Source organism: Salinirubrum litoreum (assembly GCF_020567425.1).
Lineage (GTDB): Archaea > Halobacteriota > Halobacteria > Halobacteriales > Haloferacaceae > Salinirubrum > Salinirubrum litoreum.
Map to the genome: position 1 here is coordinate 86,470 of NZ_JAJCVJ010000004.1, position 26,078 is coordinate 112,547.

Annotated in this window: 25 protein-coding genes; 10 read left to right on the top strand and 15 right to left on the bottom strand. The window is 68.3% G+C overall.

Annotation, left to right across the window (positions count from 1 at the left end; translation table 11 throughout):
- Positions 1-16: 16 nt before the first annotated feature.
- Complete coding sequence (locus LI337_RS18960; protein WP_227231501.1) at positions 17-1,354, top strand: glycoside hydrolase family 68 protein; 1,338 nt, start codon at positions 17-19, stop codon at positions 1,352-1,354.
- A gap of 45 nt (positions 1,355-1,399) precedes the next feature.
- On the opposite strand, the gene LI337_RS18965 is transcribed toward LI337_RS18960, so the two are convergent.
- Positions 1,400-3,634 carry a GH32 C-terminal domain-containing protein gene (locus tag LI337_RS18965; RefSeq protein WP_227231502.1) on the bottom strand — a complete coding sequence of 745 codons (2,235 nt, stop codon included), beginning with the start codon at positions 3,632-3,634 and terminating at the stop codon, positions 1,400-1,402.
- Between the two features lie 134 nt (positions 3,635-3,768).
- On the opposite strand from LI337_RS18965, the gene LI337_RS18970 reads away from it, so the two are divergent.
- From LI337_RS18970 to LI337_RS18980, 3 genes are all read left to right on the top strand, one after another.
- Complete coding sequence (locus LI337_RS18970) at positions 3,769-4,830, top strand: aldo/keto reductase (protein WP_227231503.1); 1,062 nt, start codon at positions 3,769-3,771, stop codon at positions 4,828-4,830.
- Positions 4,830-5,021 carry a hypothetical protein gene (locus LI337_RS18975; RefSeq protein WP_227231504.1) on the top strand — a complete coding sequence of 64 codons (192 nt, stop codon included), beginning with the start codon at positions 4,830-4,832 and terminating at the stop codon, positions 5,019-5,021. Before LI337_RS18970 ends, LI337_RS18975 begins: the two co-directional genes overlap by 1 nt.
- 99 nt (positions 5,022-5,120) lie before the next feature.
- Positions 5,121-5,792 (top strand): alpha/beta hydrolase, encoded by a 672-nt coding sequence (locus LI337_RS18980; RefSeq protein WP_227231505.1) that lies wholly within the window; start codon positions 5,121-5,123, stop codon positions 5,790-5,792.
- 36 nt (positions 5,793-5,828) lie between these two features.
- Here the strand turns inward: LI337_RS18980 and LI337_RS18985 are convergent, their stop codons facing one another.
- The 3 genes from LI337_RS18985 to LI337_RS18995 form a co-directional block, all read right to left on the bottom strand.
- Positions 5,829-6,491 carry an AIM24 family protein gene (locus LI337_RS18985; RefSeq protein WP_227231506.1) on the bottom strand — a complete coding sequence of 221 codons (663 nt, stop codon included), beginning with the start codon at positions 6,489-6,491 and terminating at the stop codon, positions 5,829-5,831.
- 314 nt (positions 6,492-6,805) lie between these two features.
- Positions 6,806-7,033 (bottom strand): hypothetical protein, encoded by a 228-nt coding sequence (locus LI337_RS18990; protein WP_227231507.1) that lies wholly within the window; start codon positions 7,031-7,033, stop codon positions 6,806-6,808.
- Complete coding sequence (locus LI337_RS18995; protein ID WP_227231508.1) at positions 7,033-7,413, bottom strand: YybH family protein; 381 nt, start codon at positions 7,411-7,413, stop codon at positions 7,033-7,035. Before LI337_RS18995 ends, LI337_RS18990 begins: the two co-directional genes overlap by 1 nt.
- 473 nt (positions 7,414-7,886) lie before the next feature.
- Here LI337_RS18995 and LI337_RS19000 point away from each other — a divergent pair, with 473 nt between their 5' ends.
- Positions 7,887-8,177, top strand: coding sequence for a DUF5779 family protein (locus LI337_RS19000; protein WP_227231509.1), 291 nt, complete (start codon positions 7,887-7,889; stop codon positions 8,175-8,177).
- Positions 8,177-9,298, top strand: coding sequence for a DUF7972 family membrane protein (locus tag LI337_RS19005; protein ID WP_227231510.1), 1,122 nt, complete (start codon positions 8,177-8,179; stop codon positions 9,296-9,298). Before LI337_RS19000 ends, LI337_RS19005 begins: the two co-directional genes overlap by 1 nt.
- A 44-nt stretch (positions 9,299-9,342) precedes the next feature.
- On the opposite strand, the gene LI337_RS19010 is transcribed toward LI337_RS19005, so the two are convergent.
- A complete protein-coding gene (locus LI337_RS19010) occupies positions 9,343-10,086 on the bottom strand; it encodes a VOC family protein (protein WP_227231511.1) in 744 nt (247 codons plus the stop codon).
- Between the two features lie 85 nt (positions 10,087-10,171).
- On the opposite strand from LI337_RS19010, the gene LI337_RS19015 reads away from it, so the two are divergent.
- Together LI337_RS19015 and LI337_RS19020 are read left to right on the top strand one after the other, a co-directional pair.
- Complete coding sequence (locus LI337_RS19015) at positions 10,172-10,852, top strand: hypothetical protein (RefSeq protein ID WP_227231583.1); 681 nt, start codon at positions 10,172-10,174, stop codon at positions 10,850-10,852.
- Between the two features lie 142 nt (positions 10,853-10,994).
- On the top strand, positions 10,995-13,049 hold the full coding sequence (locus LI337_RS19020; protein WP_227231512.1) for a CHAT domain-containing protein: 2,055 nt from the start codon (positions 10,995-10,997) through the stop codon (positions 13,047-13,049).
- A 111-nt stretch (positions 13,050-13,160) separates the two neighbouring features.
- Here the strand turns inward: LI337_RS19020 and LI337_RS20040 are convergent, their stop codons facing one another.
- The gene (locus tag LI337_RS20040; protein ID WP_264475161.1) at positions 13,161-13,295 is read right to left on the bottom strand and encodes a DUF7503 family protein; all 135 of its coding nucleotides are present in this window, start codon (positions 13,293-13,295) and stop codon (positions 13,161-13,163) included.
- 174 nt (positions 13,296-13,469) lie between these two features.
- On the opposite strand from LI337_RS20040, the gene LI337_RS19025 reads away from it, so the two are divergent.
- Positions 13,470-13,910 (top strand): JAB/MPN domain protein-containing protein, encoded by a 441-nt coding sequence (locus LI337_RS19025; RefSeq protein WP_227231513.1) that lies wholly within the window; start codon positions 13,470-13,472, stop codon positions 13,908-13,910.
- Positions 13,911-13,942: 32 nt separating this feature from the next.
- On the opposite strand, the gene LI337_RS19030 is transcribed toward LI337_RS19025, so the two are convergent.
- The 4 genes from LI337_RS19030 to LI337_RS19045 all read right to left on the bottom strand — a co-directional run bounded on the left by LI337_RS19030 (position 13,943) and on the right by LI337_RS19045 (position 16,690).
- Positions 13,943-15,079 (bottom strand): DUF63 family protein, encoded by a 1,137-nt coding sequence (locus LI337_RS19030; protein ID WP_227231514.1) that lies wholly within the window; start codon positions 15,077-15,079, stop codon positions 13,943-13,945.
- Positions 15,080-15,185: 106 nt separating this feature from the next.
- A complete protein-coding gene (locus LI337_RS19035) occupies positions 15,186-15,653 on the bottom strand; it encodes an Lrp/AsnC family transcriptional regulator (RefSeq protein WP_227231515.1) in 468 nt (155 codons plus the stop codon).
- Positions 15,654-15,695: 42 nt separating this feature from the next.
- On the bottom strand, positions 15,696-16,205 hold the full coding sequence (locus tag LI337_RS19040; protein WP_227231516.1) for an FAD synthase family protein: 510 nt from the start codon (positions 16,203-16,205) through the stop codon (positions 15,696-15,698).
- On the bottom strand, positions 16,202-16,690 hold the full coding sequence (locus LI337_RS19045) for a Mov34/MPN/PAD-1 family protein (protein WP_227231517.1): 489 nt from the start codon (positions 16,688-16,690) through the stop codon (positions 16,202-16,204). The genes LI337_RS19040 and LI337_RS19045 overlap by 4 nt, the downstream gene beginning before the upstream one ends.
- Before the next feature lie 151 nt (positions 16,691-16,841).
- On the opposite strand from LI337_RS19045, the gene han reads away from it, so the two are divergent.
- A complete protein-coding gene (gene han / locus LI337_RS19050) occupies positions 16,842-18,740 on the top strand; it encodes a Hef-associated nuclease (RefSeq protein ID WP_227231518.1) in 1,899 nt (632 codons plus the stop codon).
- A gap of 36 nt (positions 18,741-18,776) precedes the next feature.
- Here the strand turns inward: han and LI337_RS19055 are convergent, their stop codons facing one another.
- The 5 genes from LI337_RS19055 to LI337_RS19075 all read right to left on the bottom strand — a co-directional run bounded on the left by LI337_RS19055 (position 18,777) and on the right by LI337_RS19075 (position 25,993).
- Complete coding sequence (locus LI337_RS19055) at positions 18,777-20,531, bottom strand: phospholipase D-like domain-containing protein (RefSeq protein WP_227231519.1); 1,755 nt, start codon at positions 20,529-20,531, stop codon at positions 18,777-18,779.
- A gap of 83 nt (positions 20,532-20,614) precedes the next feature.
- On the bottom strand, positions 20,615-21,907 hold the full coding sequence (locus tag LI337_RS19060) for a HEAT repeat domain-containing protein (protein ID WP_227231520.1): 1,293 nt from the start codon (positions 21,905-21,907) through the stop codon (positions 20,615-20,617).
- Between the two features lie 80 nt (positions 21,908-21,987).
- Positions 21,988-23,001: an amidohydrolase family protein gene (locus tag LI337_RS19065; protein ID WP_227231521.1), complete on the bottom strand. Its 1,014-nt coding sequence runs from the start codon at positions 22,999-23,001 to the stop codon at positions 21,988-21,990.
- A gap of 480 nt (positions 23,002-23,481) precedes the next feature.
- Positions 23,482-24,705, bottom strand: coding sequence for an HD domain-containing protein (locus LI337_RS19070; RefSeq protein ID WP_227231522.1), 1,224 nt, complete (start codon positions 24,703-24,705; stop codon positions 23,482-23,484).
- A gap of 103 nt (positions 24,706-24,808) precedes the next feature.
- Complete coding sequence (locus tag LI337_RS19075; RefSeq protein ID WP_227231523.1) at positions 24,809-25,993, bottom strand: HD domain-containing protein; 1,185 nt, start codon at positions 25,991-25,993, stop codon at positions 24,809-24,811.
- Positions 25,994-26,078 lie beyond the last annotated feature (85 nt).

Here is a 26,078-nt window from a genome sequence, read left to right on the forward strand (position 1 = left end):
CCGACAGTCGTGGGGTATGCACCGACGACACCGACGGCGACTCGACAGCGTCGCCCCAGACGGTGGCGATCCACACGAGACGCCGCGCTGGACGCGCGAGCAAGCGGGCCTGATCGAGCGCACCGACGAGACGACCGCGCCGATCGTCTACCCGCCGGCGGAGAACCTCGACCCCGATCACCACATCTGGGACACGTGGCTCGTCCGCGAACGTGACGGCTCCATCGCCGACGTCGACGGGTACCGTGTCGTCGTCGCACTGACGGCCGACTCCGACCTCCTCCCCGGCAAGCGCCACGACACCGCCACTCTCCGGTTCTACTACTCCCGCGACGGTCGCGACTGGCACCTCGGCGGGCGCGTCTTCCCCGAATCGACCGCGCTCGGGTCCCGGCAGTGGGCCGGCAGTGCGCTGTACGACGACGGCGACCTCTACTGCTACTACACCGCCGCCGGCGAACGCGACGAGACCGACCTCTCGTACACCCAGCACATCGTCCTCGCCGAGGGTGGCCGTCTCCACGCGGACGACGACGGCGTCCGCGTCGAGGGCACCTTCGACCACCGGTCGCTGCTCCGACCGGACGGCGAGTGGTACGAACGCGAGGGGCAGTCCCGCGGGATGATCTACACCTTCCGGGACCCGTGGTTCTTCGAGGACCCCGCGACCGGCGAGACGTACCTGCTGTTCGAGGCGAACACGCCGGTTCCAGAGGGGTCGTCGCTCTGTGGCGGCGACGCGGCCCAGCAGGAGTTCAACGGCTCGGTCGGTATCGCCCACTCCCCGACCGGCGACCCGACCGACTTCGAACTCCGCCCACCGTTGCTCGACGGCGTCTGCGTCAACCAGGAACTCGAACGCCCGCACGTCGTCGTCCGCGACGGCCGCTACTACCTGTTCGTCTCCAGCCACATGCACACCTTCGCGCCGGGTCTGGAGGGGTTCGACGCGCTGTACGGCTTCGTCGCCGACTCCCTGCGGGGCGACTACCGACCGCTGAACGACTCGGGACTGGTCGCCACGAACCCAGCGAACGCGCCGTTTCAGGCCTACTCGTGGCTCGCCTACGGCCACCGCGAGGAGGTGCTCGTCACCTCCTTTGTCAACTACACCGAGTTCGACCGCCCCTCCCTGGACGACGTGGCGTACCTCCCGGAGTCCGAACAGCGCCGGCGCTTCGGCGGGACGCTCGCACCGACTCTCAGACTGCGACTCGACGGCGACCGGACTCGCATCGTCGGCACCCTCGACCACGGCCACCTGCCGACCGCCGACGAAGCCCTGCCGGAGACCGACGACGAACGCATCGAGCGTCTGCGGCGCGAGCAGGACGGCACGGGTCGCGGCTACTGAGTCACGCTCACGCTCACGGTCACGCTCACGGAGCGCCTGCTCGCCTCACTCTCCGGCCGGGACCGTCCCGTCGAGGTGCCACGCCCGCAGATCACTGATCGTCACGTCCCCGCCGGTCGCGCGGAGACTGACACCCTCGGCGTCCTCGCGGGTCGGGTAGACGCGACTCGTGAGACACCGCGCTTCGTCGGCGAACAGTTCGACGATCGAACCGTCGGCGAACAGCCGAAGCGACAGCGTCCCGTCGCCGACCGGGAGTCGCTGTTCGTCGGTCGTCGCGCCCGCGGCTCTCGCGTCGCCATCTCGCCCGAGGCCGTTCGTCGAGTCGGTTCTGTCGACGACCACCGCCTCGCCGTCGTACCGAAGCCGGGTGTGCTCGGTGCCGGCGGGGGACTCGAACAGTGAGAGCGTCAGTGTCGCCCCGGGTTCGAGGTCGAACTCCCCGGCGAGTTCGTAGCGGTTCCCCGCGAGTGGGAGTCGGCGGTGCTCGCCGGCCGAGAGTGTCAGCGTCTCGCCGGCCGAGTCGTCGTCGCCGACGACCTGGTCGCCGCGAAGCGCGGTTAGCTCTCGGGCCGGTCGCTGGCGGAGTCGGCCCTCGTCGGTCACGTCCAGTTCGCGCGGCAGGGAGAGACAGCCGGACCAGCCGGCCTCCCACTGCGCTTTCGTGGACCGGGCTTCAGGGAGCCAGCCGAACAGCAGGGTCCGGCCGTCGTCGGTCTCTAGCGACTGTGGGGCGTAGAAGTCGCCGTAGTCCAGCTTGTCGTGTGACTCGACCCGGAAGCCCGGCGAGACGAGGTCGGCGGATCCGACGAAGTACACCACGTCCTCGTAGTTCGAGACGTGGAGCAGGTCGTAGTCGCCGAACCGGAGGAGTTCGGGACACTCCCAGACCGCGCCGCTCCCCTCCCAGTCGCCGGTCAGCAGGGGGCCGACGTACTCCCACTCGTCGAGCGTCTCGCCCCGGTAGAGCAGGGCCGTGCCACCCACGTCGGTCACGCCGGAGCCGATGACGTGGTACCAGGTGTCCCGGTCGCGCCAGACGCAGTGGTCGCGGAACTCCGCCGACCAGTCCTCGGTCGAGAGCACGTCGAGGTCGGTCGGGGCCGACTCGATGACCGGGTTCGCGGGGTCCTTCTGCCAGCGGTCCAGCGTCTCGTCGGGCGAGACGGCGAGACAGGGCAACTGTGCTCGCTCTCTGCCGCCGGTGTAGAGAATCGTCGGCGTCCCGTCGTCGTCCACGGCACACCCGGACCAACAGCCGTCCCGGTCCGGACCATCTGGATCGGGTGCGAGCGCGACGGGTCGATCTTCCCAGTGGACCAGGTCGTCGGAGACGGCGTGGCCCCAGTGGATCGTCCCGTGGAACGGGCCGGCCGGGTTGTACTGGTAGAAGACGTGGTAGCGCCCGTTCCACTGGATCAGCCCGTTCGGGTCGTTGAGCCACCCGGCCGGGCCGGCGAGGTGGTAGCCGGGTCGGTGGTGGTCGTCGGCGAGTCGCTCGCGCATCGCGGTGAACCCCGTCGTCGCCCCGCCAGCATCGTCGTCAGCAGGCGGCCCGGCGACACCGGGGCGATCCGAGAACGCCGGGTAGCGGTCGCCGGCGAGCAGGGTCAGGGCGTTGCGGACGAACCGCTCCTGTGTCGTCGCCACCTCGTAGTCCGGCGCGAACTCGTCGTGAAAGCGGAGTTCGGAGCCGGCACCGAGGACGTGGCCCGCGCCGTGGTGCCACTCGATCAGCGACTTCCGGGCGACCTCGTAGTCGGCCCCGCGCACCGCCGACGCGAGCACCTGCCCCTCGCTCGGCAGGACGTGCTCGTACCGGGCGTAGGCCTGCTGGCTCCCCGAGGGCCGGGTGTACACCGGCAGGTCCGGGAACGACTCGAAGACCGGGTGATCGGCGTGGAGTCGCTTGGCGAGGAAGCCGCCGCCGTTCGGCAGTTCGTCGGTGCCGGTCGCGTCCGGCGGGACCGTGTCGATACCGAGTCTGTCCACCGCCGACAGCGCGTGCCCCGACAGCAGGAGGCCGCCGCCGTCGGCGACGAACGTGTCGAGCGTGTCGGCGGCGCCCGCCGGGAGCACGTCGGCGTCGTCCGTACCCAGCGGTCGGTCACGGTGCCACCAGCAGGCGTCGAACGCGGCGAGTCGACTCGCGTCGGCGACGTCACCGAGTCGGAGCGAGTCGGCGTCGAACGCCGAGGTACACCAGTCGCGGGCCGCCTGTTCGTCGGCAGAGAGATCGTCGCCACAGAGAAACGCGACGCGAACCGAACCTTCGTCCATCGTTCCCACGAGACGCAGGGCGGACTAAGAGTTGTCGGACGCGGCGCGCGAGTCGGCGCTCGCGTCGCCACCTCGCACGACCCGCCCACCGAGCAACCGTACCCGATAAGTGCGCGCCACCCTAAGACGGGCACATGAACTACCGAGAACTCGGGTCGTCCGGTGTCGAGGTGTCCGAAGTCGGCTTCGGTGCGTGGGTCGTCGGCACCGACTGGTGGGGCGACCGCACAGAGGAGCAGGCCGTCGAGATGGTCCAGCACGCGCTGGATCGCGGTGTCAGCTACATCGACACCGGCGACGTGTACGGCCACGGCGACAGCGAGGAACTGATCGGGCGGGCCATCGCCGACCGGCGCGAGGAGGTCACGCTGGCGACGAAGATCGGCTACGACTTCTACAACAACCCGCAGGCCGGCCACGGCGAACTCCCGAAGCGCGTCGACCCGGAGTGGATCGACACCGCCGTCGAGCGCAGTCTGGACCGACTCGACACGGATCACGTCGAGTTCCTGCAACTCCACAACGCGAACGTCGACGAGGTGACGCCCGACGTGGTCGAGAAGCTGGAGGAACTGAAGGAAGCTGGCACGGTCGAGGCGATCGGCTGGGCGCTCGGTCCCTCCATCGGGTGGCTCGCTGAGGGCGACCGTGCGGTCGAACTGGAGGTTTTCGACGCGGTCCAGACCGTCTTCAACGTCTTCGAGCAGACCCCCGGTCGGCACTTCCTGGAGACCATCGAGGCGACCGACTCGGACACGTCGGTCATCGCCCGCGTGCCGCACTCCTCGGGCCTGCTGAACGAGCAGGTGACCCCCGACACCGAACTCGGCAAGGGCGACCACCGTGCCCACCGACCGACCGCGTGGTACGAGGCCGGCTGGGAGAAACTGGAGGCGCTGCGCTTCCTCGAACGCGACGGCGAGCGCACGATGGGGCAGGCGTCGATCCAGTGGCTCCTGAGCCACGACGCGGTCGCCTCCGTGACGCCGACGTTCCGGACCACCGACGACATCGACGAGTGGGCCGCCGCGCCGGACACGCCCGCACTCTCCGAGGAGGAGGTCGCCCGTGTCGAAGAACTGTACCAGCAGAACTTCGGCGTCGAACGCGACGACGGGATGGACGCGCTTCGCTCGTCGGTGGGCGGCGAGGACATCGAAGCCGCCGGGGTCGACAAGCAGGCCGCAGGCGACTGATGACCTCGCCGCTCGTCTCGACCACGACGCTCGCGTTCGCCGCGATCACGGCGGTCGCACACGCGGTCCTCGCCGGGTGGGTGTACCGCGACGCCGAGTCGCGCGAAGTGGACGCGACGCCGTGGGTCGTCGCCACCCTGCTGACCGGCGTGCTCGGTGCCGGCGGCTACCTGCTCGTCGGTCGGGACTGAGCGCGTCTGCGCGGAGGGCCCGCCCGTCGTCCCTCTCCGCTCGTGACGAAGTCTCACACCAGAGGAACGCTTTTCAGTCGGTCGCTCGATACCCGGTCCGTGACAGACAGCAGTGACGACGACGCGGACGGTGGGCCGCCGCCACAGGAACCGGTGACTGGCGAGTCGGTGACCCTGACGGTCGGCGACAGCGAGTACCGCGGCCGACTGAACACGCCCGACGGCGGGTCGGACCGCGGCATCCTCGTGGTGCCGGGCGCCGGCCACGGTCCCTTCGGGACGGTGTTCGCCACCTTCGCCGACGCGGCCGCGGAGCGTGGCTTCACCGTTGCGCGCTTCGAGACGTGGGCCGATCACGAGGAGGTGGAGGCGAAGACACCCGAACAGCATCGTGCGGACATCGCGGCGGGCATCGACTTGCTGCGCTCGCAGGGCTGTGAGTCCGTCGTACTCGTCGCCAAGAGTTTCGGAGGGGGACTGGCGCTCCGCTGTGGCCCACTGCCGGTCGAGCGCATGGTGCTGTGGGCACCGGCGGTGTCGTTCGAGGACGGCGAGAGCTTCCCGTCGCTCGGGGCCGACGAGTTGGCCGGCATCGACGTACCGGTTCGTATCCTGCAGGGCGAGGACGATCAGGTGGTGTCGGTCGAGACTGCCCGGCAGGTGACCGAGCACCTGCCGAGGGGTGAACTGCTCGTGTTCGAAGGCGAGGACCACTCGTTCATGCACGACGAGGCGCGCGTGATCGAGCGGACGCTCGACTTCTGCGAGTAGGCCGAGTCGGTCGACCTCTGCGAGTGGTCGGCGTTCTCAGACCTGCTGGATCTCCTCGAAGGGCTGGACGACGACGAAGCCGCCCTCGTCGAAGGCCATCTGGTAGCGTTCGTCCGAGGACTGGCCGACGAGGTCGCTCAGGCTCCGGTTGCGCTCGATGCTCGGCGAGCAGTCGGCGCTCCACGCGACGGTCGCGTTGGGGTCGGTGCGGACCGGCGGCTTCAGGACCAGTGGTTCGCCGTGGGTGGTGATCGCCACGGTGCCCGGCCCCGAGAGGAAGACGTTCGTCAGGCCGGCCGCGGAGGCACCGCCGAGGCTTCCGATCGTACCGATCTCGTAGTCGACCTGCTCCTCGAAGGCCAGCACGTCGTTACCGTTGACCGAGATGGACTCGTCGGCGTCGAGCGAGAGCAGTTGGATCTCCTTGCCCTGGTCGGCGAGGTAGACGCTCCCCTGTCCACTCACCTCCATGACCGGGGTCCCTTCGCTGGTGGCCTTCGACTTGATGTAGCCCGTCAGACCGCCCTCGGCGTTGCTCTTGCCGGCGAAGGAGAGGTCGCCGTCGAAGGCGACCATCGACCCGGCCTTGGCGAGCACGGTCCCGTCGACGTTCACGTCGAGGAGTTTGCCGTTCTCTAACTGGAAGCTGTCCTGGTCGTCTTTCGGTGCGTTCGTCTCGACGAATTCGTCTACGTCCATTGTGTCACGAGTCGCGGGGACTCGGGCGTGGGTTCTGCCCGATCGGTGATATAGTTGCGGGCCGGACCGGCCGACGTCTCGTCGCGTTCCCCGTGGTTGTGTCTCTCGTACCCGGCGTGGCCGTGACGAGAGCGTGCTCGGTGCCAGTACCCTTCCGACGAGCACACCGGTCGGCCGGACTGGTCTCGCTCCCGACAGTGGCCGCGATGGAGACAGCACCTCGGCGACCGAAGCGACCTGACGGCTACGAGTGGACAGAAAACCGGGGCTGGAGCGTCTGCGTCGCAGGGCCCGCGAGTGGGCGAGTGGGCGGTTCAGCGATTTCGGGGGGTGTTGAACTCGCTCCCGAGGCGGGTGAGGTAGACGAGGAGGACGGCCCCCAGAATCGCCGCGCCGACGGTGGCGACGGCGATCTGGAGCAGGCTCCCGCCGACGAAGAAGGCGACGAAGGTGCCCGAGAGCGCGACCGTGACGACGAACCCGGCCTTCAGTTGGTTGCTCGCGGTCGCACGCTCGGCGTCGTTCATGCTCGGGCCGACCATCAGTCGTCGCCTCCGGTCTCGACCGGGGCGCTGACGTGCATCCCGACGAACAGCCACTCGTCGCTCCTGCGTTCGAGGGTGCCGGACCAGCGCGTCTCGAAGTCGTAGTCGGTGCCGCGCTGGGTCCACGACATCCGGACTTCGTCCGAGAACCAGCCCCAGTCGTCGCGCTCGGTGACCCTGAGGTCGTGGCTCTCGACGGTCCAGTCGTCGGTGACCCGACTCTGTTCCCGCAGGCCTTCGGCGATCTCGTCGTAGCCGTCGAGTCGTTCGCCGACGCCGAACTTCACCACGTCCGGGCGCTCGGCGAAGTACGGGGCGAGTGGTTCGCCGCGCCTGAGAGCCTCGTAGTAGTCTCTGACCATCGCCTCTGCGCTCATACATGATTCGAGGGGCTGGAGGGATTTGAACGTACCCGAACGCGTCGGCTGGTGTGACCGGAGCGACCGAAGCGATCGGCGAGGGCACAGACGGTTCCGGCGCGCGCGACTTCGACGCGCGCGAGGGAGGGTTCCGGGCGGTGCCGAGCGGAACCCGAGGTTGGGGAGGAGCGCGGTGCTGTCGTGGTTGCGGTCGCTGTGCAGTGCTGTCGCGGTCGCTGTGCAGTGCTGTCGCGGTCTGCGGTTCCGTGCGTACTCCCAGGTGCGGTCGCGGTGTGGTCGGTGTCGCGGTCTGCGGTCGCGGTGCCGTATCTGTCGCGGCCGCAGTCCTCGGTGTAGTAGCCATCACAGTCGGAGACACACCGGGAGTAGTTCACCGCGATTCACACGAAGACGGTATCACGCGTACGTATCGTCAGCCGTGCGTCTGCCGATGGCAGAGGCTTTTTGCTGTCGCCACGTGAGCCACGAGTATGAGCGACTTCAACCTCGACCTGCGGAACGCCGAGGCCCACCTCGACGAGGAGGAGGGCCTGTCGGCGGACGTGGTCCTCGGGGTCCTCGACGGGACCGACGATCCAGAGGAGTGGATCGACGAAGTGAAATCGGGCAACGTGCTCGTGTTGTCGGTGCAGGGCGACCTCAACAAACTCGCCGCCGGGTTCGCCCGCGACATCAAAGACATGGGCGGCGAACTGATGCACTTCCGTCAGTTCCTCGTCGTCTCGCCGCCGGGTATCGACATCGACACCGACCGCCTGTAGTGGACCGGAGTCACTCGTCCGACGACGACAGTCCCACCGACTCGTCGACTTCCGGTTCGTCCGCCTCGGAGAACACCGACACGTCGACCGATTCCACCGCGTCCGATACCGATCAGTCACCCGTCATCAGCCACGGCCGACGCACCCTGGTCGCTCGCGTCCGGCGGTGGTTCCTGCTGACCGGCGACCGGTGGTACGTCACCGCCGTGATTCTCCTCGCCATCTTCGTCGGACTCGGACCGGTCGGCCACGCCCTCGTGCCGGTCGGTCCCGACACCTTCGGCCCGAACGCGGTCCGGCCGCTGTTGACGACACTGCTCAGTGGCTCGTTTCTGCTCGTCTCTATCGTCGTCTCGATCAACTCGCTGTTCGTCTCACAGGAGCAGACGCCACTGGGCCGGCAGTTCGACCGCATCCGGGACGTGGGTGAGTTCCGCCGGGACATCGAGTCACTGATCGACACGCCGATCAGTCCCGCCGAACCTGCTCGCTTCCTCCGCCTGCTGACCGGGAGTATCCTCGCCCGCGCGCAGTTGATCGACGAGGACATCGACGAGTCGGTCGCGCTCGGCGACGCCGCCGCCCGAACCGCGCTCCGGTCGGGCGTCGACTCGTACGTCACCCACCTCGCCGAGGAGACACGCGTCGTCAGTAGCGCACTGGACGACGCCGACAGCACCTTCGAGTTGGTCGTGGCGACGATGGACTATGACTACAGCCGACAGGCGAACGACCTCCGGCGACTGCGCTCGGGGCACGACCTGCCCGAGGAGGCGGAGGCGCGCATCCAGTCGATTCTCGATCTGCTCCAGTACTTCGCCACCGCCCGCGAGTACTTCAAGACGCTCTACTTCGGCCGGGAGTTCGCCGACCTCTCGAACGGCTTGCTCCTCGTCTCGTTGCCGACCATCGCGCTGGTCGCGTTCGTCCTCCTGCATCTGAACAGTTTCGGCGACCTCCACGCGGTGGCGACGCTGGTGACGACCGTCGCGCTGGCTCCCTTCGCGCTCCTCGCGGCGTACGTCGTCCGGGTCGGCACCATCGCCAGACGGACCCGCGCCTCGGGGCAGTTCGTCGTCGAAGAACGGTCGATGGCCGGGCGCACGCCGACCGACGACTGAGCTGTCGGCACGCGCAGAGAGACGAACCTGCCCGACTCCGACGCTCAGTCCGCGAGGAACGTCAGCCAGTGGCCGTCCGTCTCTCGTACTCGAACCCCGCCGTCGACCGACTCCCGCGCCACCACGCTGTCTCCGAGTGCCGACACCGCCGACTCGGGGTCGTCGGTTCGCAGGCCGAGGTCGACGTGGACACCGCCACGCGCGTCGGCGAGACCGAGTTGCGGTTCCCACAACTCCAGGTCGAACGGTCCCCGGAGTCGCACCCGCCTGCGATCCTCGCCCCGATCCACGACCTCGAACCCGAGTGCGGTGTAGCGTGACTCGGCGGCGGCCAGGTCGGCGACCTCCAGGACGATCTCGAAGATGCCGGTCAGCGGTGGAGTGTCGTCGGACGGTGTGTCGGTGACGTCCGCGTCGGCGGGTGCAACCGACGCCTCGTCGTCGCCGACGCCACCGATCCCGCCGATCTCGACGCAGTGGTCGTCCGGATCGTCCACGTACAGCGACCGGTAGCTGCCGAACTGGTGTTCTTCGGGCGCGAGATCGGCGAGACGCGCAAGCCAGTCGTCGTACGCCGACTCGGGCGTCGTGAAGGCGTAGTGGACGTGGAGACCGCCACGCGGAACGGCGGTCGGTCGCCGGAGTCGGAGGGTCGTCTCGCCGACGCGAACCCCGATCTCGGACGCGGACTCGTGGGTCGGGGAGAGTCCGAGTCGGTCGGCGTAGAACTCCCGTGCCCGGTTGAGGTGTTTGACTTCGAGCGCGAGGTGTGAGAGACCGGTGAGCATGGCGGCGGTTCGTGCCCGAGACCCAAAACTGTCGATGGAAACGAGACTACTTATGGACACTGCGTCCCACCCTCTCTGTATGCCGATGAAAGGCGGCGACGAGGCCGAACTGCGCGTGATCGACCGGTTCGAGGGGGGCGTCGGTTGGCTCGCGTACCCCGACGAGACGATGCAACGCGCCAGCCACGCACTCGCCGTCGACGGCGAGGTCTGGGTCGTCGATCCGGTCGACGCCCCCGGTGTCGACGACCTGCTGGCCGAGTACGGCGAGGTCGCGGGCGTCGTCGTCGGTCTCGACCGTCACCTCCGTGACTGCGCCGAGGTCGCGACCCGCCACGACGTGCCGGTGTACGTCCCGAACTGGATGTCGGGGGTCGCCGAGGACCTTGACGCGCCCGTCGAACGGTTCGGCCGGGAACTCGCCGACACCGGCTACCGGGCGATCCGGGTCCGCGACACCTCGATCCCGCCGTGGCAGGAGGTCGCCCTCTACAGCGAGGAGACCGGGACGCTCCTCGTCCCCGAGTCGGTCGGCACCTGCGACTACTTCCTGACGGGCGAGGAGCGACTGGGCGTCCACCCGATGTTGCGACTGTTCCCGCCGACGAAGGCCCTCGGCGGACTCGACCCCGACCGCATCCTCGTCGGGCACGGTGCGGGCGTCTTCGAGGACGCCGGCGACGCCCTGCGGGATGCGCTCCGGAACTCCCGGAAGCGAACACCTGCGCTGTACGGAAAGACGCTGAAGATGGCGCTGACGGGCTGACAGAGGTCGTGTCAACGCGGACGAACGGAGACTGTCTCGACAACCGTACCGTGGCGGTACGTTTTTGCTGACACGGTGAAAAGCAGTAAGATATGTTGACGGGTCTCGGCCGGCAGACAGTCGACGCACGTGGGGGTGTCCGGTGACGATCTCCTTCGAGCGGCTGGACGGCGGCCCCGGCGTGACGGTCGTCGACAGCGTCGAACGCCGGCAGTTCAGCGTCGAGACGCCGAGCGACGTCTCGCCGAGTTCCGTACCGACCGACGAGTTCTACTTTCCGGTCGACGAGGCGGTTCGCCTCGACACGGACCGACTCCGCGTGCCGACCGTCGTCGGGACGTACGTCCGCGGTGCCGACGGCGAGATGCTCGCCGAGATCGACTTCTGCTCGGAGATCGAACTGCCGGCCGGGCGGTACACGATAGAGCTCTGCCCGCCGATCAAGTGCTACCTGCGCGTCGAGGGAACGCTGTCGGTGACGGCCGGGGCCGACGGGATCGAGATCGAGACCGGCAGTGAGCGGATCGACTTCGGAGCGCGTTCCCGCCACGAACGGCCCGAGGCGACCGTCACCGTCACCGAGGACCCCCGCGACGTGATGGCCGCGCTCTCGACGTTCGGGTCGGCGCTGAAGACGACGAGCGTCGAGCGGTCGTACCCGACGCTCCGGGGCCACCCGCCGGCGATCGAAGTCGGCGAGGAACTGTCGATTCCGGAGACGCTCGACTCGCCCGACACGGGTGTCACCATCGAGGTGCCGCCGAACCTGCGGTACGTCTACCCGGTCGCCTCGCTGGCGTACTACCTCGGCGCGTCGGTCGAACCGGGACCGACGCCGCGACTCGTCACCGACCACGGATTCACACACGCGCTGTCGGGCACGTACGGGTTCGAGGAGACCGTCGCGCGGACGCTGAAACAGCTGTTTCTCCTGGACTGCTGTACCCGAACCGAGGGCTACTACACGGTCGACCTCCACGAGCGACGGGCGATCGCCGAGGCGGTCGATCTGGACTTCGCGGCGCTGTACGACGCGCCGCTGGCCGAGCAGATCGAGGCGTATCTGGACGTGCCGTACGGGGTCGTCGCCGAACAGGTGCCCGAGTGGAAGCTGACGACCCACGTCGCACCGACCCCGGACAACGCCGAACTGCTCCCCTTCCTCGTGACCGACCTCGCCGTGATCCGACTGCCCTCCGAGCGGTCGACCGCCGAGTCGACCGCGCAGTTGGAGGCGCTGTCGGCGTTCACGCGCGACGGCTTCACCCGGAGTGCGAGCGAGGAGTCGCTGGGGTCGCCGCCGCTGGTCCAGCCGGAACAGACCGACTCGATCGAGCAGTCGTGGGCCGGCGAGAACGCGCCCTTCGGCGCGAGCAAGTCGTCGATACAGGCGTTCCAGAACCGGCTGGACCGCGAGCCCTCCGGCGGTGACATCGACATCACGGTCGTCTGCAACGACGCGGCGATGGACGAGGAGGGCGACCTCGCAGAGCAGGTGTACGGATCGCGGGACAACCTCCCGTTCGACGTGCAGACCTACCGCAACCTCTCGGTCGACGCACTTCGCGCGGTGATCGAGACCGACGGCGACTTCCTCCACTACATCGGTCACATCGACGAGGCCGGCTTCCAGTGTGCCGACGGGCGACTCGACGCCCGCGAGATCGAGACGGTCGGCGTGGACGCGTTCATGCTGAACGCCTGTCGCTCCTACGAGCAGGGGATGGCGCTGCTCGACGGCGGCGCGGTCGGCGGCGTCGTCACCCTCGCCGAGGTGATCAACAGCGGCGCGGTCCGGGTGGGCCGGACGATGGTCCGCCTGCTGAACCAGGGGTTCCCGCTCCGGGCGGCGCTGACCATCGCCAAGGGCGAGTCGATCGTCGGCGGCCAGTACATCGTCGTCGGCGACGGGAACGTCGACGTGGTGCAACCGGAGGGTGGACTCCCGATTCTCGTTCGGATCGACGGCGACGGTCCCGAGTACGACGTCGAGATCACGTCCTTCCCCAACGGTGACAAGGGAATCGGGAGTCTGATCCAGCCGAGTCTGCGGAGTGAGGCGCAGCACTACCTCGGACTGGGGACACAGGGACCGTTCACCGTCACGCGGTCGGAACTCCGGGAGACGCTCTCGTTGGAGGAACTCCCGATCAAACTCGACGGTCGGCTCACGTGGAGCAGTGAGGTCGACCTCTGACCGATCGGGCGTGACCGACAGACAGTGGTAGTCGTGGTCGATACGCTCCGGGCGACGACCTCGTTCCGACTCGACTCTCGCTGGCGACGTGACGGACCGACGACGGCCGAGTTAGGGGCCACCGACAGCGGTGACGAATCCTGCCGACGCGTTACTCGCCTGCGTCAGCAGCAACAGGATGGTGAACAGGACACCGGCTTTCTTCGGGTTCTCAGCGATGTACGCCGCGATTGCGCTCTCTGACATGACGTGCTGTACTCTCTGCCGAAATATCATAAATTTTTTGATACTTTATCTAACATGTTGGTACGAATTCTCAACCATGCTGATCGTTGTCGGATATCGTCGAGAGACAAGTGGTAACAATCGTCCCACACCGTCGTCACGGCAGCGACGCTAGCGCGGGGGAGCAACGCCGTTATGCGTCCGGCACCCGTAGCAGGCGTCGTGGTGTACGTCACGCGCGGACTGGTCGATGCGCTCCTCGACATGGCCGAGTCGGCGGAACCCGAGCAGACCAACGTCGTTCTCGCGTCGACGCCGGCCGGCGAGTTCGAGACCGACCTCGGTCTCGACCCGGAGACGCCGATACTGACACACTTCTATCTCCCGGACGCGGGCAAGTCCGTCCGGGCGGTGTTCGGGATGGACCTCGGCACGCCCGCCGGTCGCGGTCGCGCCCGGTTCATCTCCCACCCGCAAGGAAAACTCGAGGTCACCGAACGTGACGACCTCGCTGGCGTCGTCCTCGTGGCGGTGCCGCCGTGGGAACTCGACTCGCTGGCCGTCTTCGACCGGGCGGGCACGAAACTCGATCTCTCGGTGCTCGACGCCGAACCGCCACAGGAGTCGCTGGCGTAGGTCGGCGACGGGAGTCTCGGGCGTTCGTCGCCTCAGACGCCGAAGGTCGCCCGCAGCATGTCGCGAGTGCCGGGTCCGAGACCGACCGCCAGTACCGCGATCAGCAGGAGAATCGTGTACCGGGGACTCTCCTCGAAGATCTGTTCGTCGAACACCCAGACGACCAGCGTCGCGGCGACGAGTTTCACGAGCAGGAACGGCCACGCGTCGCCGGTCACCGCCAGTATCGACGCCGGGAGCACCGACCCCGTGAGGTCGACGATGGCCTGGTTCACCGGGTGCTTGGGGACGAGGTTCGGCCCGGCACCGAGTGCGGGCATCCAGTCGAGACCGACGACGTTCGCCGCGCCGTCGACCGCGTGCCCCCAGATGATGACCGCGCCGACCGTGCCCGTCCCACGGTTGATCTCCGGCTTGTAGCGCCGGATCAGCCACCACGTCACGCCGGCGGTCCCGGTCGCCAGCACCAGCGTCACGACGAGGACGATCGGTCGGAAGACGACGTCGTTGGTGCCGGAGATCGCCAGCGACCCGAGGTAGCCGAGCGTGACCATCAGGACGAACACTCCCGACCCGAGTAGCGGGACCTCGAAGCGGTCGACCGCGCCCCGGCGTTCGAGCAGGACACTGCCGACGACCGCGAGGAGGGTGATCCCGAAGACGGTGAAGTAGATGACGGGGCTGATGATGAGCGTGTTCCACGGGTACGACAGCAGGGCGTCGGCCCCGCCGGTGTCGTTGGCGTCCTCGACGACCCGGAGCGCGCCGCCGAAGAACATGAACGGGAACAGCGCGTAGAAGAAGTCCTTCGACTCGCCGATGTCCAGTCTCCGGAGGAGGAAGACGACGCCGGTCAGTGCGATCAGGAGGATCACGACGTAGCCGACCTCGGAGACGAGCGTGTAGCCCGGATACGCGACGACTCCCTGTGCGGACGCACAGGCGCTACTGCTCGTCAGGTACTCCGTCACGCCGCCACCGCGGACTGCACAGACGGCGGAGTTCGCGTCTGCCTCGACGGGCCCCCAGAAGTACTGCCAGACGAAGCGGTCGTAGACGAGTCGGGGGAGCGCGAGCGACCCGACGACGAGGAGGGTCAGCAGGGTGGCGACGGTGCCCCCCCAGAGTCGTTCGGGCGGGATGCCGACGCGGTCTGCCACGGTTGCCATACCTTCACGACCGCCCGCGTCGGGTTTCAGGGTTCCGGTCTCGTGTGTCTCGGCCTGTCGGTTCGGTCGCGTGTCTCTCGCCGTGCGACAACAGCGGCGGTGGCTCTCACTCCGCGTCGTCGTCCAAAATCGGCAACCCCTCCGCCTCGTACTCGGTGCCGAGGATCACCATCGTCTGCGACCGGGCGAACCCGTCGAGTTGGGCGATGTGGTCGAACATCAACTCCCGGAGGCCGTCGGTGTCCTCGGCGAACACCCGGAGCATCACGTCCCACTCGCCGGTCGTCAGGTGGACCTCGTGGACGCCCTCGAACTCCCGGAGGGCGTCGAGCGCCTCCCGCTCCTGCCCCTGTTCGATCCGGAGTCCGACGATGGCCGACGCGCCGAGTCCGACCGCACCGGGGTCGACGTCGGCGTGGTAGCCCCGGATGACGCCCGCGTCTTCCAGCCGACCGACGCGGTCGTGGACCGTCGCGCTCGACATGTCGATCCGTCGAGCGATCTCCGAGAAGGGTGTCCGCGCGTTCGACTGGAGGATGTCGAGGATGGCCCGGTCGGTGTCGTCGAGTTCCATATCGGGTGGTCTCGGGCGTGGAACTTCGGCGTTGTGTTGGCGTCAACCGCGTTCGTCGAGAATCCGGTCGACGATCCGGCCGGTCGAGAGCAGTTCGCCCTCGTAGCGGGGCTCACGCGCCGAGGCTCGGCGGACCGCACAGTCGATGCCTCGGTCGGCGAGTGCCCCTCGGATGGCGTCGTCGTCGTGGTGCTGGTCGAACCCGAGGACGATCAGGTCCGGTTGGATGCGCTCGATGGGGACGAAGATGTCCTCGGGGTGGCCGAGGTGGGCCTCGTCCACCGGATCGAGTGCGGCGACCATGTCCCGCCGCTGGCGGTCGGGGAGGATCGGCGGGGCCTTGTGGGTGACGTTCGACCGCCGAGCGACGATGACGTGGAGTTCGTCACCCATCGACGCGGCGTCGGTCAGGTAGTGGAGGTGTCCGGGGTGGAGGATGTCGAAGGTGCCCTGCGCGATGACGGTCGTCGTGTCGTCGCCGGACGACGCCACCGATTCCACGCCACTCGCCTCCGCCGTCTCGTCTGTGTCCCTGCTGTCGTCGCGTCTCATTCGTCTCGGAGCTCCTTGTCGATGTCCGCCTGCGTGAAGTCGAAGAACGTGTCCGCGTCCGGGAGGTCGGCGTCCAACACGTCCAGTTCGCGTTCCTCGCCGTCACGGTCGAACGCCTGCCAGTCCGACCGGCGGTAGGGGTAGCCGATGATGATGTGGACCTCGCCGGAGCCGAACGTGGCGAGGTCGGCGTCGGAGGGCTTCAGGACGCCGTTCGGGTGCGAGTGGACCGAGCCGACCGCCTTCATGTCGTTCGGGATCATGTTGGACTTGACCGTCGCCGACATCGGGTTCGACTCGGTGCCCGGAATCACGAGGATGTCGGTGACGACCAGTCCGTCGCGGTCGATACCGACTCTGCGTGCGCGCTCGCCCCGGAGAAAGCCCATGTACTCGTTGGGGTGGGTGTCCTCGGAGGCGTCGAGCGCGAAGTCGAGGGTGTCGGCCGCGATGCCGATCACCCGGTTCGACCGGAACAGACCCATGTGAAAACGTGAGTCGCGTCGCCTTCTAAGGGTTCCGGAACCCCAACGAGCGAGTCGGCGACACGTCGTGGCGTGCCACTGGTCGGGGCCCCTGCGTCCTGCTCGCAGGCGTATTGCAAGACTTAACACCGGCGACCGACTCGTGACAGACATGACCGATACGGAAGCCGGAGATTCCGGCGCGGGGGATTCCCGTCCTGTCGTCTACGATCTCGCACCGGACTGTACGCTGGAGGACGCGTCCGTCGGCGAGCAGTACCACGCCGTCGTCAACGGCGTCGTGGAGTACGGCGTCTTCGTCGACATCTCCGATCACGTCTCGGGGCTGGTCCACGAGTCGAACCTCGACCGCTCGTACGACGTGGGTGATCGCCTGATCGTCGAACTGGTCGAAGTGAAAGACAACGGCGACATCGCGTTCGGCGTCGTCGACTCCGACGACTACCGGACCGAGGTCGTCGACCACGAGATCGCGCTGACGCCGGTCGAGACGCTCGGCACCGGCGACACCGCGACGATCGAGGGGCGCGTCGTCCAGATCAAACAGACCGGCGGGCCGACCATCTTCCACGTCGCCGACGAGACGGGCATCGTCGCCTGTGCCGCCTTCGAGGAGGCCGGTGTCCGCGCGTATCCCGACGTCGAACTCGACGACCTCGTCCGCGTCGCGGGCGACGCCGAGGAGCACGAGGGAGCACTCCAGATCGAAGTCGACGATCTGACGCTCCTGACCGACGAGACAGCCGAGGAAGCCGAGGAACGACTGGACGCCGCCCTCGCAGAGCGCGCCGAACCGGCGACGCCCGAACCGCTCGTCGAGTGGGACGCCTTCGCCAAACTCCACGACGACTTACAGGAGGTCGCCCGGCTACTCCGCCGGACCGTGCTGGAGGGTCGCCCGCTCCGCGTCCGGCACCACGCCGACGGCGACGGCATGTGTGCGTCGGTCCCGGTACAGATGGCGCTGGAGAACTTCATCGCCGAGGTCCACGAGGACCCGGACGCGCCCCGACACCTGTTCAAGCGACTGCCGAGCAAGGCCCCGTTCTACGAGATGGAGGACGTGACCCGCGACCTGAACTTCGCGCTCGGCGGACAGGCGCGGCACGGGCAGAAGCTCCCGTTCCTGCTGATGGTGGACAACGGCTCGACCGAGGAGGACGTGCCGGCCTACCAGAACCTCGCGCACTACGACATCCCCATCGCGGTCGTCGACCACCACCACCCCGACCCGGACGCGGTGAACGACCTGCTGGACGCCCACGTCAACCCGTACCTCTACGACGAGGACTACCGGATCACGACCGGGATGATGTGTGTCGAACTCGCCCGGATGATCGACCCCGAGATCACGGACGATCTGCGGCACGTCCCGGCGGTCGCCGGCCTCTCGGACCGCTCGAAGGCCGAGGCGATGCACGACTACGTCGCACTCGCCGAGGCCGAGGGGTACGACCGCGCAGACCTCGAAGACATCGGCGAGGCGCTGGACTACGCGGCCCACTGGCTCCGCTACGACGACGGCAAGTCGATGGTCAACGACGTGTTGAACGTCGGCTGTGACGACGAGGCCCGCCACGAGGAACTCGTGGAGTTCCTCTCGACGCGCGCCCAGCGCGACGTGGACCGGCAACTCGACGCCGTCGAACCGCACGTCGAACACGAGATGCTGGCCTCCGGTGCGCACCTCTACCGGATCGACGTGGACGAGTTCGCCCACCGGTTCACCTACCCCGCGCCGGGGAAGACGACCGGACAGCTCCACGACCGGAAGGTGCAGGAGACCGGCGAACCGGTCATCACCATCGGCTACGGGCCGGACTTCGCGGTCCTCAGATCCGACGGCGTTCGGCTCGACATCCCGAACATGGTGACGGAACTGAACGACGAGATTCCGGGCGGCGGCGTCTCCGGCGGCGGTCACCTCGTCGTCGGTTCGATCAAGTTCGTCAAGGGTCGGCGGGGTGACGTGATCGACGCCCTCGTGGAGAAGATGGCCGACGCGGACCTCGACGAGGAACTGTCGAGTACCGCGACACTCGACGACTGAGTCAGCGGATCTGACAGCCGAGGACACGGTCCCGACTCACGGCCACTCGATCTCGCGGTCGTCCTCGATACCGCTGTCACTCTCGTCCTCGAACTCGACTTCCCGTCGAGCGACCAGCAAGGCGATCACGACCGCCAGCGCCACGGCCGCAACCAGTCCGACCGGCAGGCGGTCGGAGCCGCCACCCTGCCAGTCGGCGTCGAAGGTCCGACGGTAGTACCGCGCCGTCTCGGGATCGTCCAGTGCGACCGCCACCTCGCGGTTCTCGCGCGCGGAGTTGTTGTTCCAGTTGAGACTGCCGACGACGACCGTCTCGTCGTCCACGATCAATCCCTTCGTGTGAATCTTCTCGTAGCGGCCACCGGGGTCGGCGAGCCTCGCGGTCAACGACAACCCGCGCTCCTCGGCGATGCGGTTCAGCCACGACACCAACCGCTCGTTCTCCTCCTCGCTGTACCACACACTCGACAGCAGGATGCGAACCTCGACGCCGCGCCCGGCCGCCCGGACGGTCGCCCGGAGAAACGGCTGGTGGCGACCGCCGATTGCGGGCTGGATGACCTCGACCGACTCCTCGGCCGAGTCCACGATGCCGACGACCGCCGACTCCGCGTTGCCCGGCGCGGTGAGGACGCGAACCCGTTCGACGCGGTACCCGGTCGGTTGGAAGCGTGTCGGGTACTCGCCGGTCGTCGCGTTCTCCGACTCGTAGACCTCGCCCGCCCGTTCGGTCTGCCAGTCAGTCGTGTCACGACCGGCGCTGTCGTTCCGGAACAACCCGGCGAGGTCGGCCGCGACTGCGGAGGAGTCGACGCGGACCCCCCAGCCACGACTGCCGTTGCCGCCGGTGCCGGCCGGCTTCCAGTTCTCGCTGGTGACGAGTGCCGCGTCGTCGACGACCGCGTACTTCGGGTGGTGGAAGTCGAACCGCGCCGGGTCGGTGCCGATCACCTCGACCGAGATGCCTGCCGACGACAGCCTGTCGAGGACTGCCGCCTCCCGACCACCGATACCGCCGACCGGCGCGTCGTCCACCAGGACCTCGACCTCGACGCCTCGGTCGTGGGCGGCGAGGAGTGCGTCGGCGACGCGCTCCGAGGAGAGCGTGTAGCCCGCGAGGAGGATTCGATCCTCGGCACCTCGCAGGGTCTCGACCGGGACGCCGGCCGCGTCGGGAAGCACGAAGGCCGTCGCGTTCGTCTCGCCGTAGGTGTGGACACCTCGTGGCTCGTAGCCGAACGGTCGCCAGTGACCGGGTTCGGTCTGCTGGCGATCGGACTCGCCGCTGGCGGCGCTCGTCAGCCAGCGTTCTCCCTCAGGCGCGTCGGGGTAGCTGATCGTGTCGAGTGTGACGTTTCCGTGACTCAGCGTCAACGTCTCCCCGGCGTTCGACAGTGCGAGGCCGCCGGCGACGACGGGATACTCGGTCCGGTTTCGGGCGACTTCGGGGTCGGAACTGACCGCGACGAGCGTCGTGTTGCTCGGCGTCGAAACGCTCGCCGTCGCCGACCGGTTCGGCGCGGAGACCGACACCGACGACTCCCCGTCCGACAGCGTGAGGTTCGCAGCGCCGGCGGTGTCCACGACGACGAACTCGCCGCGATCCTCGTCGGTCACGGGGTTCGGGTAGACGGCGACGATCCGAGGGCTGGCGGTGTCGCGGGTCGCGTCGGCGGAGACGGCGAGGGCAGGACCGAGGGCGACGCCACTGCTAATCGCAGTCACCAGCAGACAGCCGACGAGGAGACAGGTGACGAGACTGCTCCTCGGTCGGTCGCGCCTGTCGGACACGGGACGGGGTGGTCCCGGCCTCCCTCAAAAAGACTCGTGTCGGGTCGGTCGTCCGACGGCGGACGTCGAGAACCCGTGCGGACCTACGCAGTTGGGGTACCGGCGTCCAGCGCCTCGCTGGCCGACTCGGCTTCCATCTGGACGTTGTACGCGCGGTCGCCGGTGTACTCGGCGGCCGCTTCCAGTGCGGTCTCGGTGCCGATCTGGCGGAGCGCCCACGCCGCGCTGGTGCGGACGGTGTCCTCCTCGTCGTCCGCGAGGACGTCCGAGAGGGGATCGACGGCCCGCGTGTCGCCCAGCAGACCGAGCGCGCGGGCGGCCTGACTCCGGATGATCGGGTTGTCGCTGTCGAGTTTGTCGGCGATGGGCTGGGTCGCGGCCTCGTCGCCGATCTCGCCGAGCGCCTTGAACGTGACCTTCTGGAGCTGTGGGTCCTTGTCGGCGTCCACGTACTCCACGAGGGTCTCGACGGCCTCCTCGGCGGCCATCTTCCCGAGGATGCGGATCGCCGGCTTGTCTCGCTTGCCGGCACGCTGGAGCATCTGGTCGACGACCGCCTCGGTCTTGGCGGCCTGGCCCATCCGCTGGAACGTCTCCAGACAGTGCCGCTCCATGAAGTCCGACTGGAGGCTGTTCAGCGCGAGCAGCACCATGTCGGGGCGGGAACGCTGTTCCCACTCCTTCAGCGCAGACCACTCGACCGGGAAGTCCTTGAAGTGGCCCAGCACGTCGTAGAACCCCTCGGCCATCAACTGCTCGTTGGTCTCCAGGTCGTCCCACTCTTGGGCGTCTTCCAGCCCGGTGGAGAGCGCGTCGGTCGCCTCCAGCAGGGCGGCGATGGTCTCGTCGTCCTCGTCGGGGTCGAGACCGGCCGCCTCGACCGTCGTGGCGACCGAATCGAGCGCGGCGACCAGGGACTCTTCGTCGTGGCCCTGTGGGGCGAAGTCGCCGTCGAGAATCTCGCCGGCGGCCTCGGCGAACTCGGCCACGGCGTCGGCGATCTCGTCTGCGCCCTGCTCGGTCCAGCGGGTGTCCTCGATCTTCGAGACCGACGACTCGATGTCGTCGATCACGTCCTCGGCGTACGGCCCGCGCTGGGCTTCGAGGTCGTCGCGCAGTCCCGACAGGCGGTCGGTCAACGACTCCGCCGGGGCCTCCTCGTCCTCGTCGTCCGGTTCGGGTAGCTCGGCCGACTCGATGTCGCTCTCGATGTCGTCGAGGACACCCTCGACGGTGTCGAGGTCGCTCTCTGTCTCGGCGTCGGCGAGCGCGCTCTCGGCTGATTCGAGGCGCTCGTCGAGGCTGTCGACGGTGATCTCCGTCGTCTCGGACGCCTCCCCGTCGTCGGCAGGCGTCTCGTCGTCCCCGTCACTCATATGCCCGTCAGTCGGTCTGTCTGGCGAAAAAGCGTTTCCCTTTGGCGGGCGGACCGAGCGGTCCCACGTCGGTCACCGGATCAGCGGATCACGCGCTGTACGTCGGCCTGCCCGGCCCGGCGGACGACCGCCCGAACGAGGTCCTGTGCGCCCGCGAGGTTGTCGGAGTCGCCGTCGAGAACGAGCAACTTCGCGTCGTACCCCTCTGCGAGCAGCCCGCAGTTCACCCCGGCCAGTTCTGCGCCGTTGATCGTCGCCATCCGGAGGACGTCGCGGGCGCTCACGTCACACAACTTGGCGGTGAACTCCATCTCGCGGAACAGCGAGGGGCTGTTGAGCATCACGTTGTCCGTGCCGAGCGCGACGGTCGTCCGCTCCGCGAGGTCGGCGACCGGCGGCAGGCCGACGTCCGTCACGAGGTTCGAGCGCGGGCAGACGACGACCGGCGTCTCGGTGTCGGCCAGTCGCTGGAGGTGGAGTGGTTCGGGGTGGACCATGTGGACGAGAAAGTCGGGATCGAGGTCCATCGCGGGGTTGATGTCCGACGAGTCGCGCTCCCCGGCGTGGATGCCGAACAGTTTCCCGGCCTCGCGCGTCGCGTTGCGCTCCCGGCCGAACTCGTCGTCGCGCGCGCCGCTGGCACCGAACCCGTCGCTGGCTTCCATCGCCCCGACGGTCTCTCTGCCGAGGATCACTGGCTCGATCTCACGGCCGGACAGGGCGGATCGGAGGGCTTCGACGCCCTCGACGCCGCCCTCGCGGAACTCGACGAACGCGGCGGTGCCGGTCGACTCCATGTAGGCGAGCGACCGCGCCATCGCCCGCACCTTCGAGTCGGTGTCGGCCGCCCCGAGCAGGCGGTGTTTCAACCCGTCCGGCGGCGCGACGAGGTCGTCCAGCGAGAGGTCGCCGCCCGCCTCTTTCGCGATCGAGTCGCCGATGTGGGTGTGTGCGTTGACGAACGCCGGGAGCACGATCCGGTCGCTGTCGGTCGGTCGTTCCTCGACCGCGACGATCTCGCCGTCGTCGACGGTCACGCGCCCCTCGACCGCCTCGAACGAGCGCCCCCGGAGTAGCGTCCCCTCGATCTGCATCGTCCGACTGTGGACGACCGCCGGTCTTGAAACCCCCGACACTCGGTCACGAACTCCCGACAGGCAGTCGAACGCTCCGGCTCCATCGGGGTCGAAGACCCGGTGTCGTCGCCGTCCCGGTGTCGTCGCGGTCGGCGCGCGCGAGCAACGTGCGCGAGGGAGGGCTTCGGGCGGTGTGGAGAGAAGCCCGAGGCTGGGGAGGACCGAGGTGTGGTGCCGTCTGCTGTTGCTGTCGCGGTGCGGTTGTGGTGGCGGATGTGGTCGCTGTCGCGGTGCGGTTGTGGTGGCGGATGTGGTCGCTGTCGCGGTGCGGTTGTGGTGGCGGATGTGGTCGCTGTCGCGGTGCCGTGCTGGTGCGGTCGTGGCAGAGGTGCGCTCGCAACAGTAGCTGTCGCAGTGTTGTCGTGGTCGCAGTATCTGTCGCAGTCAGCCTTTCAGTGCTATCGCAGGTTCACCGATGCCAGCGAGAACGTATCCCTCTCAGTTGAACTCGTCCAAGGTCGCGTGGACGCTGTGGCTGACGGTGCTGACGAGTGCGCCGTCCACGTCCAGGCCGAGGGCGTCTGCGGCGACGTCGCCCACCCGGTCGGTCTCCTCCGGCGGGCAGTAGACGCCGAGTCGCCACTGGTTCTGCTGGGCGGTCCTGAGCGCACCGACGAGTGGCGACTGGTCTTCGAGTCGGCGGATCTCGCCGTTCACCATCACCCGCGAGGAGGACTCCGTCATCGACGGCTTCGGCGGGACGTCCACGATCACGTCGTCCACGGCGAGACCGAGGTCGTCGGCGACGTCCTGTTCGACTGCCCTGATCTCGTCGTGGCTCATCTCGAAGACCTCGCTCGGCACGTCGCGTATCTCGGCCCAGACCGCGCGCTTGTAGAGGCTCCGGGTGCGCAGGCGATCGGCGAAGTCGCCGGTCGTCTCGGTCCGACGGAGCGCGACGAGCAGTTCGTGGTCGTCCATCCGACGGAGTTGCTCTGCGCTGATGTCCGGGGCGTCGAGCAGTCGCTCGCTCGCCCGGCGGAGCATCGCCTTCGAGATGCGGGCGACGTGGTGCTGGTAGACGGTCGGGTTCATCAGCGCGCGAGCCAAGAGGAGGCTCTCGGCGGTCTGGACGTTCCCCTCGTCCAGGACGAGTTCGCCGTCCACGAAGACCAACTCGCGGACGAGGCGGCCGTGGTCGATAGTGCCGTAGGGGACGCCGGTGTGGTGGGCGTCCCGGACGAGGTAGTCCATCCGGTCCACGTCCAACTCGCCCGAGACGAGTTGGCCGTACTGGCCCTCGCCGGCCACGAGTCCGGCGACTCGCCTCGGATCGAGCCCGTGGTCGCGGAGCACGTCCCCGACCTCGCCCTGAGTGAGCAGTCCGCCCACGTCGTCGTGGTACTTGCCGGTGTGGCGGTGGGTGAGCGACTCGATGTTGTGGCTGTAGGGACCGTGGCCCACGTCGTGGAGGAGTGCGGCGGCCCGGACGCGTTCGGCCTCGGTCCCCTCGACGCCGAGGTGGCCGAGCGCCCGGTCCGCGAGGTGGTAGACGCCGAGTGAGTGCTCGAACCGAGTGTGGTTCGCAGAGGGGTAGACGAGTTGGACGGTCCCCAACTGCTTGACGTGGCGGAGGCGCTGGACGGCCGAGGTGTCGAGGAGTGCCTCGGCCACGCCCGCGACCTCGATGTGGTCGTGGACGCTGTCCTTGATCGTCGTCATACGCCGACTTGCGCCTTCTGGGATAAAAACCGTCGCACACGCGCACCGGACGCCGTCGGCGGCCCACCGGGCGAGAGCCGCTCCGGCGGCGCGATCTGCTGGCTCACCCGGTCGGCCTCACGCGCTCGCCGGGCAGTTCCAGCAGGTCACAGGCCGCCTCGTGGACCGCTCCGGTCGCCTCGGCGGGACAGTAGACGCCGAGTCGCCACTGGGCACGCTCGCCGGCGCGCAGGGCGGAAACGAGTTCCGAGGCCGAGTCGAGGCGCACGACCTCGCCGCCGACCACGACGCGGGTGTTCGACTCCTTGATCCCCGGTCGGGTCGGGGCGTCCACGATGACCTCGTGTGACTGGAGGCCGGCGGCGTCGGCGATCTCGCGTTCGGCCTGCCGGGCGTCCTCGTGGCCGAGGTCGACGACCGCCGGTGGGACCGAATCGAGACCGGCCCACACCGCCCGCTTGTAGAGGTCCCTGCGTTCGATACGGGCACCGAGATCCGGGACGTACTCGCGCAGGGCGACCAGCAGGTCGTGGTCGGCCATCCGACGGAACTGTTGGATGTCGGTTTCGGCCGACTCGCTAGCCAGGAGTCGCTCGGCCGCGCGTTTGAGCATCGCGCCCGCGATGCGGGAGACGTGGTGGCGGTAGACGGTCGCGTTCATCAGTGCCCGCGCGAGGAGGAGGCTCTCGGCGGTCTGAACGTTCCCCTCCTCCAAGACGAGTGTCCCGTCGCGGTAGCGCAGTTCGCGGACGAGGCGGCCGTGGTCGATAGTGCCGTAGGGGACGCCGGTGTGGTGGGCGTCTCGGACGAGGTAGTCCATCCGGTCCACGTCCAGTTCCCCCGAGACGAGTTGCCCCAGTTCCCCCTCGCCGCGCACGATGCGGGCGACGCGGTCGGGGTCGAGGCCGTGGGCTTCGAGCACTGTCCCGGTCTCTGTCGCGTGGAGGAGGTCGCCGATCTCGTCGTGGTGGGTCCCGGTGTGGCGCATGATGACCTCCTCGGTCTGGTGGCCGTAGGGACCGTGCCCGATGTCGTGGAGGAGGGCGGCGGCCCGGACGTGTTCGGCCCGGTCGCCCGCGATGTCCATGTGATCGAGTGCTCGGCAGGCGAGGTGGTAGACGCCCAGCGAGTGCTCGAACCGAGTGTGGTTCGCGGAGGGGTAGACGAGGCGGACGGTCGAGAGCTGTTTGACGTGCCGGAGTCGCTGGACGGCGTGGGTGTCCAGCAGGTCCTGCGCGACCGGCCCGAGAGTCACGTAGTCGTGGACACTGTCCTTGATCGCGTTCATGACGGGTCCTGTCGATGTTCTCGCGGTCGGGGCTTAGACGTGGTGAAAGTCTGTCGGGATCGAGGTGGTGAGACGACAACTGCTT

What these genes read in the sequence shown, in the direction of transcription:
- LI337_RS18960 (WP_227231501.1), top strand. Translation starts at nt 17, where the DNA reads ATGCACCGACGACACCGACGGCGACTCGACAGCGTCGCCCCAGACGGT.
- LI337_RS18965 (WP_227231502.1), bottom strand. Translation starts at nt 3,634, where the DNA reads ATGGACGAAGGTTCGGTTCGCGTCGCGTTTCTCTGTGGCGACGATCTC.
- LI337_RS18970 (WP_227231503.1), top strand. Translation starts at nt 3,769, where the DNA reads ATGAACTACCGAGAACTCGGGTCGTCCGGTGTCGAGGTGTCCGAAGTC.
- LI337_RS18975 (WP_227231504.1), top strand. Translation starts at nt 4,830, where the DNA reads ATGACCTCGCCGCTCGTCTCGACCACGACGCTCGCGTTCGCCGCGATC.
- LI337_RS18985 (WP_227231506.1), bottom strand. Translation starts at nt 6,491, where the DNA reads ATGGACGTAGACGAATTCGTCGAGACGAACGCACCGAAAGACGACCAG.
- LI337_RS18990 (WP_227231507.1), bottom strand. Translation starts at nt 7,033, where the DNA reads ATGGTCGGCCCGAGCATGAACGACGCCGAGCGTGCGACCGCGAGCAAC.
- LI337_RS18995 (WP_227231508.1), bottom strand. Translation starts at nt 7,413, where the DNA reads ATGAGCGCAGAGGCGATGGTCAGAGACTACTACGAGGCTCTCAGGCGC.
- LI337_RS19000 (WP_227231509.1), top strand. Translation starts at nt 7,887, where the DNA reads ATGAGCGACTTCAACCTCGACCTGCGGAACGCCGAGGCCCACCTCGAC.
- LI337_RS19010 (WP_227231511.1), bottom strand. Translation starts at nt 10,086, where the DNA reads ATGCTCACCGGTCTCTCACACCTCGCGCTCGAAGTCAAACACCTCAAC.
- LI337_RS19015 (WP_227231583.1), top strand. Translation starts at nt 10,172, where the DNA reads ATGAAAGGCGGCGACGAGGCCGAACTGCGCGTGATCGACCGGTTCGAG.
- LI337_RS20040 (WP_264475161.1), bottom strand. Translation starts at nt 13,295, where the DNA reads ATGTCAGAGAGCGCAATCGCGGCGTACATCGCTGAGAACCCGAAGAAA.
- LI337_RS19025 (WP_227231513.1), top strand. Translation starts at nt 13,470, where the DNA reads ATGCGTCCGGCACCCGTAGCAGGCGTCGTGGTGTACGTCACGCGCGGA.
- LI337_RS19030 (WP_227231514.1), bottom strand. Translation starts at nt 15,079, where the DNA reads ATGGCAACCGTGGCAGACCGCGTCGGCATCCCGCCCGAACGACTCTGG.
- LI337_RS19035 (WP_227231515.1), bottom strand. Translation starts at nt 15,653, where the DNA reads ATGGAACTCGACGACACCGACCGGGCCATCCTCGACATCCTCCAGTCG.
- LI337_RS19040 (WP_227231516.1), bottom strand. Translation starts at nt 16,205, where the DNA reads ATGAGACGCGACGACAGCAGGGACACAGACGAGACGGCGGAGGCGAGT.
- LI337_RS19045 (WP_227231517.1), bottom strand. Translation starts at nt 16,690, where the DNA reads ATGGGTCTGTTCCGGTCGAACCGGGTGATCGGCATCGCGGCCGACACC.
- han (WP_227231518.1), top strand. Translation starts at nt 16,842, where the DNA reads ATGACCGATACGGAAGCCGGAGATTCCGGCGCGGGGGATTCCCGTCCT.
- LI337_RS19060 (WP_227231520.1), bottom strand. Translation starts at nt 21,907, where the DNA reads ATGAGTGACGGGGACGACGAGACGCCTGCCGACGACGGGGAGGCGTCC.
- LI337_RS19065 (WP_227231521.1), bottom strand. Translation starts at nt 23,001, where the DNA reads ATGCAGATCGAGGGGACGCTACTCCGGGGGCGCTCGTTCGAGGCGGTC.
- LI337_RS19070 (WP_227231522.1), bottom strand. Translation starts at nt 24,705, where the DNA reads ATGACGACGATCAAGGACAGCGTCCACGACCACATCGAGGTCGCGGGC.
- LI337_RS19075 (WP_227231523.1), bottom strand. Translation starts at nt 25,993, where the DNA reads ATGAACGCGATCAAGGACAGTGTCCACGACTACGTGACTCTCGGGCCG.